The 15,052-nt window shown below is 41.2% G+C and carries 13 protein-coding genes; 6 read left to right on the top strand and 7 right to left on the bottom strand.

Translation table 11 applies throughout. The features are described from left to right. Window positions 1-47: 47 nt before the first annotated feature. The 3 genes from GOM71_RS03130 to GOM71_RS03120 all read right to left on the bottom strand — a co-directional run bounded on the left by GOM71_RS03130 (window position 48) and on the right by GOM71_RS03120 (window position 4,443). Complete coding sequence (locus tag GOM71_RS03130; protein ID WP_156278297.1) at window positions 48-617, bottom strand: hypothetical protein; 570 nt, start codon at window positions 615-617, stop codon at window positions 48-50. Between the two features lie 461 nt (window positions 618-1,078). Then, window positions 1,079-2,791 (bottom strand): stalk domain-containing protein, encoded by a 1,713-nt coding sequence (locus GOM71_RS03125; protein WP_156278296.1) that lies wholly within the window; start codon window positions 2,789-2,791, stop codon window positions 1,079-1,081. Between the two features lie 80 nt (window positions 2,792-2,871). Then, window positions 2,872-4,443, bottom strand: a complete 1,572-nt coding sequence (locus GOM71_RS03120) for a hypothetical protein (protein ID WP_156278295.1) — start codon at window positions 4,441-4,443, stop codon at window positions 2,872-2,874. A 179-nt stretch (window positions 4,444-4,622) separates the two neighbouring features. On the opposite strand from GOM71_RS03120, the gene GOM71_RS03115 reads away from it, so the two are divergent. Next, window positions 4,623-4,967, top strand: a complete 345-nt coding sequence (locus GOM71_RS03115) for a helix-turn-helix domain-containing protein (protein WP_367649445.1) — start codon at window positions 4,623-4,625, stop codon at window positions 4,965-4,967. Between the two features lie 302 nt (window positions 4,968-5,269). Here the strand turns inward: GOM71_RS03115 and GOM71_RS03110 are convergent, their stop codons facing one another. Then, window positions 5,270-6,301 carry a hypothetical protein gene (locus GOM71_RS03110; RefSeq protein ID WP_156278294.1) on the bottom strand — a complete coding sequence of 344 codons (1,032 nt, stop codon included), beginning with the start codon at window positions 6,299-6,301 and terminating at the stop codon, window positions 5,270-5,272. Between the two features lie 48 nt (window positions 6,302-6,349). Then, window positions 6,350-6,700: a hypothetical protein gene (locus GOM71_RS03105; RefSeq protein ID WP_156278293.1), complete on the bottom strand. Its 351-nt coding sequence runs from the start codon at window positions 6,698-6,700 to the stop codon at window positions 6,350-6,352. A gap of 233 nt (window positions 6,701-6,933) precedes the next feature. Here GOM71_RS03105 and GOM71_RS03100 point away from each other — a divergent pair, with 233 nt between their 5' ends. After that, window positions 6,934-7,899: a BstXI family restriction endonuclease gene (locus GOM71_RS03100; RefSeq protein ID WP_216651700.1), complete on the top strand. Its 966-nt coding sequence runs from the start codon at window positions 6,934-6,936 to the stop codon at window positions 7,897-7,899. Window positions 7,900-7,954: 55 nt separating this feature from the next. Here the strand turns inward: GOM71_RS03100 and GOM71_RS03095 are convergent, their stop codons facing one another. Next, window positions 7,955-9,352, bottom strand: a complete 1,398-nt coding sequence (locus tag GOM71_RS03095; RefSeq protein ID WP_156278292.1) for a restriction endonuclease subunit S — start codon at window positions 9,350-9,352, stop codon at window positions 7,955-7,957. Next, window positions 9,336-10,625: an HsdM family class I SAM-dependent methyltransferase gene (locus GOM71_RS03090; RefSeq protein WP_156278291.1), complete on the bottom strand. Its 1,290-nt coding sequence runs from the start codon at window positions 10,623-10,625 to the stop codon at window positions 9,336-9,338. Before GOM71_RS03090 ends, GOM71_RS03095 begins: the two co-directional genes overlap by 17 nt. Before the next feature lie 725 nt (window positions 10,626-11,350). On the opposite strand from GOM71_RS03090, the gene GOM71_RS03085 reads away from it, so the two are divergent. From GOM71_RS03085 to GOM71_RS03070, 4 genes are all read left to right on the top strand, one after another. Then, window positions 11,351-11,899, top strand: a complete 549-nt coding sequence (locus GOM71_RS03085) for a hypothetical protein (protein WP_156278290.1) — start codon at window positions 11,351-11,353, stop codon at window positions 11,897-11,899. A gap of 15 nt (window positions 11,900-11,914) precedes the next feature. Then, on the top strand, window positions 11,915-12,388 hold the full coding sequence (locus tag GOM71_RS03080; protein WP_156278289.1) for a DUF433 domain-containing protein: 474 nt from the start codon (window positions 11,915-11,917) through the stop codon (window positions 12,386-12,388). A gap of 2 nt (window positions 12,389-12,390) precedes the next feature. After that, window positions 12,391-12,759: a DUF5615 family PIN-like protein gene (locus GOM71_RS03075; RefSeq protein WP_156278288.1), complete on the top strand. Its 369-nt coding sequence runs from the start codon at window positions 12,391-12,393 to the stop codon at window positions 12,757-12,759. A 289-nt stretch (window positions 12,760-13,048) separates the two neighbouring features. Then, window positions 13,049-14,986, top strand: coding sequence for an ATP-binding protein (locus GOM71_RS03070; protein WP_173275137.1), 1,938 nt, complete (start codon window positions 13,049-13,051; stop codon window positions 14,984-14,986). Window positions 14,987-15,052: the final 66 nt, after the last annotated feature.

The raw sequence follows: 15,052 nt of genomic DNA, 5'->3' as shown, positions 1-15,052 counted from the left end.
TTCTGTCATGTTGGCAGGCGGGAGTTGGCCCCGCCTGCTGTTAATGCTTAATGATCTTCGTTGTATTCGAAGCTATCTAATTCCAGTTCATCAAGTTCGTAATCGGGTTGTTCATGCTCGGTAGTAGCCTCGGATTCATGTTCCGCTTTCTCGGCCTGAGAATCGTTTCCAATCTCGTCGTGCTCGTTGGTCTTTAAGGTTACTAGAGCTGCAAGCGTGCCTTTTAGGTTCAGGTACTTTACGAGCTGGTAAGATACGGATGTTCCGCCCGTGAAATCTAGCTTGTAATTTTCTGTGATTTCATGGACCAGTTCTTTGGAGTAAATGGCGAAGTTTTTACGACTGGTTCTCAGATGGAAATGATTATCGTCAAGGCCAAGGTTCTTACAGATCACTATTCCATCGCCGTTAAAGGCAATCTGCACAGTAGAAGGGGAACCTATCTTCTCGATCACTTCCTGCGCAATGACAACTCTCTTGCCGTGGCGTTCCGTGTTTACAACAGTGAGTTTATTCGATGGCGAAGCCCCTCTGCTTACCTGCCTACTTGCAGACGGCCTTAACTCCAACTGCTGAATTTCGATTTCTTCTTTGATTGAAACAGAATTACTAATCATACCGATTCACTCCCCAAATTAGGATTTGGTTCTGTTAGCAATTGCTAAACTGGTGGTGTAACCGACGCGAGACTAGGGATATGGAACGGAAAAAACAAAAAAGCGCCAAGCAAGAACACAGTAACGAAAAAGTTACCGTACTCTTACTTGGCGCTCCTCATTTTAAATGAGTATGCTTTTACGTGCTTTTTAAATCCCGCAGGATTTTTTCATCGCTCGGCCATTTGTTCTTTAGTTGTATTATGGATACTAGCATACTTTATTCTTAAAAAGCAAGAAAATCAGAAAAAATATTTTATGTTCCAGTTATGTGCCGCACGCCGAGCGTCTCAGCGTTATACCAATATATAATATACATTTATTTACTTTTTTATTTACGAGTTATTCAAAATGTTTTTGCCCCAAGTGACTTTAGAAAAAAAGAAAAGCCTACCGGAAGAATCCGATAGGCCTGCCGACTATTAGTAGTCGGCCAAACCGAGGTAGTGCAGGGAGATGACGTTCGCATAGCCGAAAGCAGAATACTTCATTTCGGATCCGAATAAGAACCGCGAAGTATTTTTATTGGCCACGGACAGATTGGCGTACGCCGTCTGAGCCTTGTGGAAGCTTTGCAGGCGGGTCTTGCCACTTTCGATCGCCTCGTAGTATTTGTAGACGAAGTAGAACGGATTGTCCATTTCCAAGTGCTCCTTGCCTACCGCGACGTAGTCGAACCAGGTGTCGCCGGTGTCGTCTCCTTCGGGCGCTAGAACTTGAAGCCACAGGTAATTTTTTACCCCTCTGTCGTAGGTCGGAATGGTGTGGGCGATGGGGTTAATCATTTTGCCCTTCGCCATTCCGTCGTGGACGATGCTGTTCGCGTCCAGTCCCTTGGCGGAGCTCATGCCCCAGAGGAATGCCGTGTAGTAGTTGGAACTCAGGCTGGCCGCGCTTTTGCGGTCGAAGAAATAATCCTTTCCACTCTTTTTCAGAGCGGCTCCCTCGGTGCCGCCGTCGCTGCCGATCACGAGATCCATCACCCCGGACTTGTTCTCCTTCGCCAGATTCGCGGCGAGATCATTGTAGTAGACGCGGAGGTCCGTGTTGCTGAAGAGACCGAATTCTTTTTCCTCTTTCATTCGCTTCATGAGATGAGCGATGTCATTCTGAGCAAGTCCGTCTTGAATTTCGTAGGGGGCCGAGAGTGCGACAGTGGGAACGGATTTACCTTCGACCTGCTTTCGGTACGCCTCGTAGTTGCCGATATACTTGGATAGTTCCCCTTTGGTCAGCGGAAGGCGAGAGACCGGCCATTCCGGAACGATGCTGACTGGCTGATTCTCCTGAATGATTCCATAGACATTGACGTCCGTCAGGTGCCTGCTTTCGCTCTCGAAGTTGGAGTAGAACAGGTCGGAAACGAACTTTTCGGGCTTTCCGCTCTTGTCGTACTCAACACCGTTCCATTCAAAGTTACCTTCCGAAACTTTCATCTTATGGATGTAGGAGAAGGAAGGGACGTCGCTCGCTAGGCCGAAGATTTGGATTCCGGCGATCTTGCCGCCGAGCTTCTTCTGCTCGGCTTTAAGCGCGTCATAGAGCATCGGTGCTGTCGAGTATTGGCTTGTATCAAAAATGAAGTTATTAGTGCTCTTGAAATTGGCGGAAAACTTTCTGATCGCGGCGAGGTCCGTCGCGTTCACTTTGCTACTGTTGTAAACAAAGAAGTAATTGTCAAGTTTGACGACTTCAGCGCCAGTAGTGATAATGACTTGTTGCTTATTATTATCCCACTTAACATCAGCTCCAAGACTCTCAGCCACGAAGCGGGCAGGAACGAAAGTATGGCCTTTGATCTGCGTGGAAGGCGCATCCAGAGCTACGGTCTTTCCATTTACGGTCGCTTGCTTCTGATTCAGGACGAGCGATACAGAAATATTAACCTTATTACCTGTAACGGTCTGAGTCTTCTCGTTCCAACCGACCGTAGAACCGAGTCCTTCGAAGATGGGGCGAAGCGGAACCATAACGCGTCCGTTGATCATTTGAGGCGGTACGTCGAAGCTGACGAAGCGTCCGTCGATTGATACGGTGATTTCCTTACCACTGGCGGCGTTGGCAAGTCCGCTGAAGGGGATAAGAGCTACGACGAGCATAATTAGGATTATAGATTTGAATCTAAAACTTTTCATTCGACGATACCTCCGGTATTTTCCTCATGTCTTTACTTTTTATTATCGGCTCAAGAATATTTCCAGTTTACACCAATTATTTATTGCTTTATAAACGAGTTGTTGCTGTACACATATTCGTCAAAAAGACCTTGAGATCCGAAAGGCATCAAAATTTTATTATCTTCGAGTATGAGATCGGACTGTCCTTCCCCATACCAAATGAGATCGAGTGGCGACGCTTCAATCTCGGTGAAAACGTAATTGTAGCTGAAGACCCATGTGTAGGTTTCTAGCATACCGTCGCTAGCGGCGATCACAACTTCAGGGACAGAATCATTTTCGAAATCGTACTCCTTAATGTAAAGACTGAATCCTTCCTTTAGATCGCCATAGTCGTCGAAAGGGCTTCCACCACCCGCATTGGTGTTCAATTGAAGGTGCCACCCTTGTTCAAGGGAAACGCTCATCGCCAAAACTTTCACTCCGTTAGGAGTGTCAAGTCCAACCACAAGGTCTACTTTTTCACCGTCAAGCTCTAGCGGCATGGTGATGTCAGGCTGTGGAAAACTCCATTTGTCGAAGCTTGCCAGATTGATTTCGCTGGACGTTGGCTCCGTGACCTGGTTGTATGTTGTGGTTGGGTTCTCCGAAGGTGTCGTCGTTTCTTGGACTGCGGGCGATTGTTCTTGTTTCGGCTCTGTTGTTTGGACGCTTTGCTTCGGAGCGTTGGCGTTATTGTATCTGTCAGCCATGTCGGCCAAGAATACATACCAGTCGGATGTATGTAAAATATCTCCGTCTGAAGAAGTTTCGACGGCTTCAAAATGGTCTTCTCCAAATACTTGAAAGATAGTTTGAATGGATACCTTTACTCCTTGATCGGACAATGTTGCTTGATACATGACGAACTTGTCCAGACTGTTACCCTCTTCCTGCACTTCTTTCCATACAATGTTGCTGAAATACGTTTCATTCTCCAGCACCTGGCTCATTTTCAGGTTTGTGCCGGTTACTGTTCCTTCTTTAACCCATTCAACATACTGATTATCAAAGCTGCCTCTTGACTGAAGGGCTACGAAAAGAATGATGATCGCAATAATTGCCGCACTGGCGAATAGGAAGATCGTTTTTAGCTTGCTGCTTTTCTTTGTCGGAACAATCGGCTGTGGGGCTGTGGACCATGTTTCATTATCTTGTTCGGCAGCGGTCTCCATGTATTGATTTGCAACTTGCGATACTTTATGGACGAAGCTGTTGGCTGATGTTTTAGAGCCGGTCGGAATGCGAATCTTGTTGTCGTGGTGATCCGTTATGCTGATGCAAGTATTGAACGTCCGCCAGATAAAGAATGCCGTTAGCAGGAGAAACCACAATTTCATACTGATGAGCGTTACAACAGCAAAAAGAATGGAGAACACCAAATCAAACCAGTTGATTTTGGAACTGACTGCGAGGTTTTTGATATTAGACATTGTCACTTCTGTTGTTTTTGAACTTCCTGGAAAAGCGCCGAGAATGTAATTTTTCGTGTTAATGAGCAGCTTTTGTTCTGAAAGTGTGACGTCAGTTTTGACTTTCAGGTAGGTGAGATAGCTGAAACCGCCATTCCATTCGAATGTAAACGGTTGTTGGCTGATGTTTTCATTTTGGGTTTGTGTTGAATTGTGCATCGTACACCTCTTTTGTTGGAATAGTAGAGCGAATGAATCATGATTATGTTGGAAACACAGTCGAAAATTGTAGATTCATGCTTCATTATATTTGAATGAGATATTAACGTAAAGTAACATTTATAGTGTGTTAATGTGCGCGTTTCACTCAGGTAAGCTTGTTTTGAGGTGATGCGTGCGTGTCTGATCTCGTAAAAAAGGTAGGAGAACGAGTCCGGCAACTCCGGAAGGAAAAGAATCTCACGCAAGAAGAATTGGCGGAGCGTTCAAGTTTACATACTAATTACGTAGGGCAGGTAGAGCGTGGGGAGAAAAACCTGACGCTTGAAACCCTTGAGAAGATCGTAGCGGGTCTGGACGTTTCGTTAGAGGAATTATTTCGTTTTCTCGGGCCGATGGAACGAAGGGATGCATTTGGTGAGATTGTCCACTTGCTTTCTGAACGATCCCAAGAGGATCACGCAATGATCTTAAGAGTGTTGGAAACAGTGCTCAATTGGGAGCAGAATAAGATTAAGCGTTAATGTCAATTGAGAGGCTTGCGGTCCATGTATCGGGCAGCAAGCCTCTTTTCTATCTTAACGAACATGAGTTCACGTTCAAGTTTGACTTGAACTTCATGCATGGCGCTCATGATGTCAAGTACGGTTTGGAGATGCACAGGGCTTTCCTTTTTGTAGAGAGACTGCAGAACCGAATCAATGGTTGCGTTACACGTTTCAATGCGGTCAATCAAAATATCTTCTTTTTCAACTAAGGACTCGTAGTTGTCGCAGGTTATCGGTATTATTTCTCACCCCCTTTCATTAGAATTAGTTATAACAAGTTATGACTTTTTAATGTATTTCGGGTTGAGCGTTACGATTAGATCGGCATGCTTGGCGTAGAATTTCATGTCCCGCGTTGACTGATTGGCCTGATCGGTAAAGTCATCCCGTAGCACAGCACCCTCTAATTGAAAATAGTCACGTCCCTTTTGGCTTCCGAAAAGCGATATCATGGCATAGTTGTAGCTTGCGGAATTGCAGATACCAGCTGTACCGAGAGGGATATATTCGGCGATCCTTCCTATAGTCAGTGCCTCATCGGGTTGGCTATGTTGTTCCAGTGATAGAAGCAGACAGGCAAACAAAACATCTGCATTGGAGCGAAGCATGATTTTCTTTAAGTCAAATTGCTTGGAGGAAGCCTTCTCCCAGGAAAACTCTCGTATGGATGGTTCTTTAGTTTGATAATCCAATGTAACATTTTTGTAGGCGTGGCGATTGCCATACATTTTTAGAAATCGATCCAATTTTAAGCGGGATTCGTTTCCATGAGGTAGCTTAGGGAAAGTGGACCGGAAGAATGAAGTGTAGTCTTGAAGATCGAGAAAGGAGAGAGTGGATACACGTTCCTTATGGGCATGGTCAATAGCTTTCAGCAAACTAAACATGGCGTCAATCCGATGACGATCAGCAATTTCATATTGATCTGGCCGCTGAAGATGAAGCAAGAAGGCAACCGCTCCGAACCCGTGATGCCAGTCGCTCAGCTTTTGCTCCCAGAAGTGGAAGGACTGTTCGGCAGCATGAGCCGGATGCTCGACGTACTCAGGCCAGAATTTCAGGATCACTGAAATGATTTTACGGTGGGCAAGAGCGAGGTCTTTGCGTTGCCAGCTACCGAAATGCCAATTCAATGCTTTCTTTAGCGTATCCGATGGTACGGTCTTTGGATCACAGAAAATACGTTTCCATTCATTCAATGGTTCAATAGGGTATCTCGCATAAGGGAAATGATTCAGATGTGCCTCTAATTTGTTTTGCACGACAGCGACAATGCTTCGTTTTTCTTTCTCATTAAGGGTAAGGCTCAAGGGGATCGCTCCTTTCGCTTTTATTTGGTTTGAAAAGAGAGTGGGTTTTTATGCTGGGCCAAAGTTAAAGTCTCGGATTGCTCTGAATACATTGCCGTCACTGTCAAGGAGGCAGATGCAATAGACCTCGTTCATTTCTGCATTAGCGATAAGGAAGGCTTGTAAATCGACTTCGGGCAGATCGTATCCGTAAGTAAAGAGCAGTTGATCATGTTTAATATTGAAGTGTTCAAAGCTTCCATCTCCACCGAGATGTTCCTCTGATATTTCATCACCTGCAGTAAGTAGAGTGGCTTCACCTCCTTTAGAAATGTCAAAGCTATCTTTAGGATACAGCTTATTAACAACTGAAGTGAGTAAAAGTTCGCAAGCGAATGGTTCTTTCAAATTGATTATCATCTGGGCCTCCAGTTTATTTTTTGTAAATTATAAAAGAATTAAAGAATAGCACTTTATTTTTCTTGGTTTTTTATTATGTAACCTTAATAGTCAGTAGAAGAGACTTTTCATTTGATATATGCTCGAACAATTTATTCATTTGCAAAATCCACTATAGGAAAAAATTATGATATCGGATAAAATGAATAGTAGTCAAAAGGACCTACAAAACGGAAAGTTGGAGGTAAGGTGGAATGGCAAAAATGAGTTATAAAAGTGGTCTTCCAGTAGCAATCGGAAATAAGATATACAAAACAAGTCAAACAAGAGGTGCTGATAAAGATACAATTTTTCAGAATAGGGTTTTAAGAAATAGCACTGTTCTCATTCCTTTTCGTACCTGGAATAAGGGAGCAATTTTGCTGGAAGAAGGTTTTGAGAATGGATTTATTGTTCTAGCTTATCCTGAGGAGTACTTTGAGGAGATAGCTAATGATACTTCCCAAAACTTGACCCTGGGAGAAAATTTGTTAGTCTTCTATGAGACAAGAAAAGATTGGTTAACGTATCCTCCTCAAAAGTTTGGATGGGACTATGCAAAATCGCGGACGTCACCGTTATTAGGCCAATATTGTGCGCGAGTTCCAGATACTACGAGTGAGACTGATCAGGATATTAGGATAGGGTTTACAAATGCCGCTAGTGGGGGGCAAGGTGCAGGAATACGGGTATATGAGTATGCATCAAAAACGACCTTAGAACTGACTAGATATCAGTTAGCATATCTTGCTTGGAGGACAGTTGGCATGTACGACCTTGCTATCAGCGAGGGTATTGCAACCCCTGAAATTTATAAAGCACATGTAGACGAATTTTGTGCTAATAATAATCTCATTGATGTTCAAAGGTTAGAGCAAAGTCGTCTTATTAAAGACGACATTACTGTTTGCCCCCTTTGCTTAAAGCCTATTTCTGCGATAGAACTAGGGTCCAGACTAGAACAAGCAGAAGGTAGATTTGTACCGGATCTTACGGTCACAGGAGCAAACTTATTTCATGTAAACGAATTAAGAACAGGTCTGTATAACCATAGTATCTATAATCTGGGCTGGGGGCATCATCATTGTAATACAGTTGCTCGAGACTACGGTATATCACCTACAATTGAGTGGATGGGACAAGTTCTTACATGGAATGGATATAGCATCACTAAGGAATAAATCTGGAAAATAAAACAAAGAGGGCCTATCCGTAGGGAGGCCCTCTCTCCTTTATTTATTCGTTAGAGAGTAAATCACTATCAAAACTGATTTGTAGTTTTCTAAGATCTAAAATGACTTCCATATACTCAGTTAAATACTGAAATGCCTTTTCACCGAGATCAACCATTTGGTCGGTCTCAAAAGGGGAGCCTATACTGGAGATAGGGATAATAAAGTCTCTTAATCTAGACGCTAGGCCGGGAAGTGTAGACTGTACAACTGCATTTTTTTGTATCTGGATTTTACCAAGAGTACCTGAAAGGACAAGAAATAACCAACCTGAAAGCCCCTTAGAATCTTTAAAGGAAGATACCATATTCTTAATGCGAATTAGTTCAATGTGATTTTTGAATACAACCTGTGACTTTTCAAATAGCAATGCAACTTGGCCGATCTTTCCTTCCATTGAAAAAAGTATATCGCCGTCTAGAATTGGTTGACTAAATTTTTTATAAGTTTCTTGATTCGCGTAATGATCTGTAAAAGGATCTACTCCATTATTAATCAAACTGGAGGTTCGTAAGAATGGAATTCCATCCTTTTCATACTCAGAAACATTAGTCCCTTTACCTCTAGATACATCAGCAAAATCCGAAATTTTTAAGCAAGAAAAATCTAGCTCTAATTCTTTTAAAATTGACTGTTTTTTTGGTAGATAACGATTAGGAAACCAATATTCATCCAATTGAGATGTTTCAGTTGAGAACACTTCATATGATCTTGAGAACGACATCTCTAAAAGTTTATTTTTAAAGAGAAGGTTATCTGTTTCAATAAGCAAGTCTTTTATCTTATAGAAAAGGTCATAATACTTTTCTAAAGTTGAAGTGAGTTGGTCATAATATTTATTTTGTAGTTCCATTGGTAATAAAGGAACCTGTATTTCTTCTAGAGCGGCGTGAGAAAGTTCAAGTCTAGTGGAGCCCATTGCATTGCTGTTTAGTTGAGATTTACCTAAAGCGCTATTTAGAAAAAGACAAACTGTACTTGGTAAAACAGGGGCCTCTTCTTTTATTCTAATAGCAGTCACGTGCTGGCTTAATGTGATGCTAGAGAAGTGACTTGTTGTTAAAACTGCTTTACCAAGAGAAGCTGTACGTGAAATTAAGATATCTGAGGGAGTACATTTGTATCTCTTCCAGAGTCGCGAAGCGTCAACTTCGCTGATAAAGGCAACATCTCCTTCTGAAAAATTAGCAATAAGTTGACGGATATTATCAACCCTTAAATATGGGACACCGACTTCCGTATACTCGGGTATATATTGTCCACTTACTCTACTAGCTACTTCACCTAAAGAGACAAAATTCAACCCAGTCTTTGCTTCTTCTATATTTATTTTAGAATTATGTTTTGGCGCAGTCCAAATCGCTGACAGTTCAGAGGATAGAATTTCAAAAATCTGAAGCATTATCGACACTCCACTTCTTAAACTCGTATGCTATTTTGGGGAAGTCATCATCCTCTGAGCCGTCATCTTTGAAAATTGCTTTCCCTCTACGGTCGTGTCCACATCTCTCAGCGATTGCCATAAAAATTCTTTTTTGGTCAAAGTCATCATGTTTCTTTCTTAAAAATAACATTGATGTTTTAGTAGATGTACTTGGTAAAAATGTTTCAAGAGGGAGATCAACAATAGCAACTAAATCTGCAATTTGAGAAACAAAGTGTCTTACATACCCTTCACGTTGATTACCAAGAATCCCATCGGGTAAAACTATCCCCATTCGTCCACCTGGTTTCAGCAAACGCAGACATTGCTCAATAAATAAAATCTGAGGGGGGCGATCTTCTACTCTCTTATCAGTCTTCTTCCATGTTCCTTTTTTCTTTTCATCTTTCCAGATCGCCCCTAACTCATACTGTGAAACAATCTCTGAGCCAACCGATATTTTCGAGCCAAATGGAGGGTTGGTCATGATAACATCAATTGATTCTGGTTGGATGTTATTACTTAGAATCGCTGGCCAAGAGACTGGGTTCAATGAATTGGCATTAAAAGCCCAAGAGGAATCATTATCGCAAAGAAGACTGATCTGAATAGCGGCAACTCGTGCAAGAAAATTATCTTTGTCTATACCGAGTACTTTTACACTTTTTTTGTGTTTTAAAGCTTCAGTAAGAAATCCACCTGTACCACATGCAGGGTCTAGTACGATTTCTCCCTCTTTAGGATCTAGAATAGAACAAGCTAATTCAACCACGTTCCTAGGTGTGAAAAATTGTCCTTCCTCCCCTCGTAACGATGGTCCGATAAAAGCTTCAAAAGCTTCACCTATTGCATCTCGTTTTGCAAGAGTCAATTCATAAGGTTGCAGAATCATTATAATCTGGTACAGTAGTTCGGGATCCAGGGTAATGTTTTCGGTACCAGAATATAATGAATTGATCGGAGGGAGACTCGTTACTTCTTTAAAAAGTGCGTCTACTCTTTCCTTTAACTGAATCGCACTCTCATTTGGTAAAATTTGAAAAACAACCATTTCATTAGATGTTGTTTTCTTTTCGTCGTACATTTTGCAGATCAATAAATCAATTAATTGTATAGCCAACGTTTGATCTAAGTTCATGCCTGTTGCCTGGCCTGCTAGAAGGTTGCGAATTTTTTGGAATTGTAAAGTCAAACTTGAAGGTGGTATTAAAGAATCTCTTGTCATGCCGGACGTAGAAAGGTTTATAGCCAAGTGAGAAACTCCTTTGTATTAAAATGTCGAAATTTCTTGCATAAGTAACTATACCAAATGCTGGCGAAAACTTCAAATGTATTTTATTTACTTTGTGAAGCATACTATTATTCAATTAGGATAAGCACTCTGTCAGAAAAGAAACACTTGCTGCGTACTACAATCAGAGTCTTTGATCATTGTTTGATGACGTTTTCTGTAATAGGATTTTTAAATAAACAAAAGTGGGAAACGGGCATTTATATCGCATATAAATGAAGCTCTTGAACTCGGGACGAGAACAAAAGGGAGATTTGTTGAAAATGACGAGCGAATTATATTCGGAGGGGCAAACAGTATCGAAAAGATCTAGGCCGCCTCCCCAAACATCTGAATCATCACCCTGCGGCGAATTGTGGTTTTGCATAGCCACGGTTCGCCTCCACCATGTAAATCCACTACCGCATGAGGTAGTGGGTTTTTGCTGTTTAGAGATGGTCGATTTTCTAACATTAGACAAGATGGCAGGAATCTATCTTATTATTGATTGCGATGATACTATTCTACTAATAGTTCGATAGTGAAGGAGTCACCTCTTTCAGTCATAGTCAGTCCATGGTCTCTTAATAATGTGGATTTTCTTTAATTAAGAAGTATTTCAGAGAACTGTTGATTTGTAATATGCTGGCAACTTATAATAGAAGAACTACTTGATAATGTTTATGTGAGAGGTGAGGTGAAAGTCTATGACTCTAGAACAATTTCGTAGATATGTTGAGCTGTTCTCCCAATTTTACAAAGATGGTAAGGTTGGTGCTAAGTGGGGGAGAGAACAGGTATACTTTCGACCCACGATTGATTTAGACGAAGAATTACCTAAAATAGACTCTACATTTTCAGAGGAAGAATTTGTTGATGTAGCCTTTATTATTCTTAAAGTTGTCCGTGATTTATCTAATGGTGTTTCATCTAAAAACATTGATGAAGCGAAGATCCAAATTATTTCAGAAATATTCTTGAATCAAAATGAAGATGTTTTGGAGCATGCTAGGATTCGATCAACTAGTGTTATAAATACATTTGAAGAAATAGATTATGAAATTGCTACTAAACGTAGTAAGGAAGACCCTAATTATATAATAGGTACAAGTGTAATCTTAAGTCTTGTTTATAACGACTCTATAAAGCCTGATTCGAATCATAGATTTGCTCTAGAGCTCTCAACTAAAGAACTTAAGGAAATTGTAAAGGTGTTAGAAGAGGCTGTAGACACTATCAAAAAAATTGATAGATAGAAGAGGGTAATAAAAATGGAAGCAGTATATCTAAATGATAGAATTAATAGGCTAATATGCAACTCGAACGACATGGTATCAGGAAGATGGTTTACTGATAAAGGCCAATTTAAAAGACCATGTGACTCAAAACCTAATGAATATGAGCTTTTCGTAAGAAATGTTCAAAATGGGGGACTAAAACAACTTAGATTTGAATATAATGGATACCACCAAGAATGGAAACAGGTGGGAAGCATTATGAATCCTAGTGAATATTTTGAAAAAGTAGCGTATAACCATCCTTCTGTAAGTATGAATAAGCAAGTTATTGGTGGTATGCCTGCTGTTGCTGGTTCTCGAATCTCTGTTTCGCTTATTGTTTCTTGCCTTAGGGATGGGATGCGCATTTCTGAGATTAGTGAAGATTATGGTATTGAAGAGGAAAAAATAAGGTCTTCAATTAATTTTGTGATTGATATACTCGATATACCGTTTCATGAGGACTGATGATGAGATTATTTTTAGATGAGAACATAACTCTAAGAGCAGCAGAATTATTCGAGCAAGATGGTCATGATGTAATAAGTGTCCAATCATTGGGGCTAAAAGGAATTACAGATGAGAGAGTTTTTGAAATAGCACGCAATCAGAATAGAGTACTCATAACTCACAATGGAAAACATTTTATTATTCAAATTCCTCCTCGAATAGAAGGGGTTACTCATGGAGGACTCCTCTGGTTGAAATTTCAATTAAATAGGATGAATGCAGAACAAGTATGCGGGGATTTAAATAACTTTTTCAGAACAGTAACTAGCGTTGCAAATTCTATATGGGTGTATAATAAACAATCTGCAATTATAAGGTATTATCCCTGACTAGTTCTTTGTTCCATGCTTAAATAGACATAAGAATTTGCAAATATCCGAATCAGCACACTCCGGCGGATTGTGTTTTACATACCCACGATTCGCCTCCACCATGTAAACCCACTACCGCATGAGGTAGTGGGTTTTTGCTATGCTGGTTCAGATGATATGATGAATTATTACATAATGGCGCGTTGATGCACCTTACAGAAGGTGTTTGTAAATACTTGGCGAATTAAAAACAACACAACCAAGAGAGCCATCGATGTACCAATATCTCAGGTTAGGCGGTGTTGTCTTGGATTATTTATTTGGATCGCTCTTTGAAGAAGATTATTTGGTGCGCACGTTAGGAGCACTCGCTAATTCCCCAGATATTGCTTTAACTGAGTTGGTAGCGAATGCTTGGGATGCTGGCGCTTCGGATGTTAGCATTACGATCCCAAGTGAATTTTCAAATGAAATAATTGTAGCAGATAATGGAACAGGTCTGATGCCAGAGGACTTCAGAAAACGATGGATGACACTTGGATATAACCGCTTAAAATACCAGGGTGATATTGTACAGTTTCCTCAAGGTAATGGCACCGGGTACCGGCGAGCATTCGGTAGAAATGGAGTCGGCAGACATGGTATGCTTTGTTTTTCAAATCAGTATATTGTAGAAACCTTTCATGAGAGTGGAATTGGTTCGAGGTTTATTGTTGCAGTAATGAGCGGTCCGCAGCCATTTACACTTATACATGAAGAACGTATTAAGGGACCGGGGCATGGCACGATATTACGAGCGAAAGTGGAAAGGAATCTTCCTGACCCGAAAGTGGTTCGTGAGTTGCTTTCAGCAAGATTCATGCAGGACCCGAGATTTCAAGTAACTGTAAATGGTTCCTCAATTGAATTGATGCAGCATCAAGGGCTTATTGATTCCAGAAAGATAATTGTAAGTGACAATGTATCACTTGAACTTGTGATTATTGATTCTTCGAAAACAGCGAAGACGGCACGACAACACGGAGTAGCTTTTTGGGTTGGTAATCGGCTTGTCGGCGAACCGAGTTGGACACTTGGTGATTATTCAGTGGACGGTAGAACGAGCTTCGCTAAGCGCCATACTATCGTTGTCAAAACGAATGATCTATTCGATGAGGTTATGCCCGATTGGTCAGCATTTAAGAGGGGACCAATCATTGACAGTGTTTATCGAATTGTGGCTTCCAATATAGAGGCATTATATAAGCAATCCATGAAAGAAAGAATTCAAGAGACGCAGCATGCGGTGTTATTTCAGCATCGAACGGAGTTAATCCAATTACATGCACTGGGTAGAGTTGAGGTTTCCCAGTTCGTTGAGCAGCTAACGGAAGAGCAGCCGACAATCAACCAAGAGTACCTATCAGCGGCGGTTCAAGCTGTTATTCAGCTTGAGAAATCGAGGAGCGGCGCCAGTTTACTTCACAAGCTCTCTATGCTAACCGAGGAGGATGTTGACGGATTAAATCGCCTTCTTGATGACTGGAGTGTAAAAGATGCATTAGTCGTTCTTGATGAAATCGATAAAAGGCTGCTTGTTATTGAAGCTTTGAGCAGGTTTTCGAAAGAGCCTACTACAGATGAACTGAAGACCTTACATCCTTTAGTTCTACAAGCACGTTGGTTATTTGGACCTGAATTTGATTCTCCGCACTATACGTCCAATGTTTCGCTTACATCTGCAATGAGTAAGTTGTTCCAGAAGAAAGTGAACAAGGATGCTTTTTATAATGCGCGTAATCGCCCTGATATTATTATCGTGGAGAACGCTACAATGTCCGCCGTTTGTTCAGAAGAGTTTGACGATGAAAGTCCGCTGTTGAAGATGAAGAGGATACTTATTATTGAACTAAAGCGTGGCGGCTTTGCGATTGGTCGTAGTGAGATGGATCAAGCGGGACATTATGTGGAGGATCTTCTTAATTCGGGACATCTAAGCGGTACGCCATTTATTAACGCTTTTGTTGTAGGTCATGAAATTGATTCAAAAGTAACCCGAATCCGTAAAGTCGGTGATAATCCTGAGAGAGGTCGTATCGAGGCAACTACCTTTGGTCAACTGGTAAGTACCGCAAATCAACGGTTACTGAGGCTCAAGGAACAATTGGATGATCGATATAAAGGTTATACTGATACGACGATTGTTCAGAAAGTACTAAGTGAACCATATATGGGGGATTTACTCGAAGATACAGAATCAGCTTAACTGCGATTAAAACCAGTGCTATTTAGAAATAAAATGATCAATATATTAGCGACTTACCTTCAAACA

It is taken from the genome of Paenibacillus sp. NEAU-GSW1, assembly GCF_009737085.1.
In the GTDB taxonomy this organism is placed as follows: domain Bacteria; phylum Bacillota; class Bacilli; order Paenibacillales; family Paenibacillaceae; genus Pristimantibacillus.
This window is presented reverse-complemented; position numbering and strand designations above follow the sequence as displayed.

Bases quoted from the DNA above. Each gene is read 5' to 3' on its own strand.
- GOM71_RS03130 (WP_156278297.1), bottom strand. From the start codon at position 617: ATGATTAGTAATTCTGTTTCAATCAAAGAAGAAATCGAAATTCAGCAG.
- GOM71_RS03125 (WP_156278296.1), bottom strand. From the start codon at position 2,791: ATGAAAAGTTTTAGATTCAAATCTATAATCCTAATTATGCTCGTCGTA.
- GOM71_RS03120 (WP_156278295.1), bottom strand. From the start codon at position 4,443: ATGCACAATTCAACACAAACCCAAAATGAAAACATCAGCCAACAACCG.
- GOM71_RS03105 (WP_156278293.1), bottom strand. From the start codon at position 6,700: ATGATAATCAATTTGAAAGAACCATTCGCTTGCGAACTTTTACTCACT.
- GOM71_RS03100 (WP_216651700.1), top strand. From the start codon at position 6,934: ATGGCAAAAATGAGTTATAAAAGTGGTCTTCCAGTAGCAATCGGAAAT.
- GOM71_RS03095 (WP_156278292.1), bottom strand. From the start codon at position 9,352: ATGCTTCAGATTTTTGAAATTCTATCCTCTGAACTGTCAGCGATTTGG.
- GOM71_RS03085 (WP_156278290.1), top strand. From the start codon at position 11,351: ATGACTCTAGAACAATTTCGTAGATATGTTGAGCTGTTCTCCCAATTT.
- GOM71_RS03080 (WP_156278289.1), top strand. From the start codon at position 11,915: ATGGAAGCAGTATATCTAAATGATAGAATTAATAGGCTAATATGCAAC.
- GOM71_RS03075 (WP_156278288.1), top strand. From the start codon at position 12,391: ATGAGATTATTTTTAGATGAGAACATAACTCTAAGAGCAGCAGAATTA.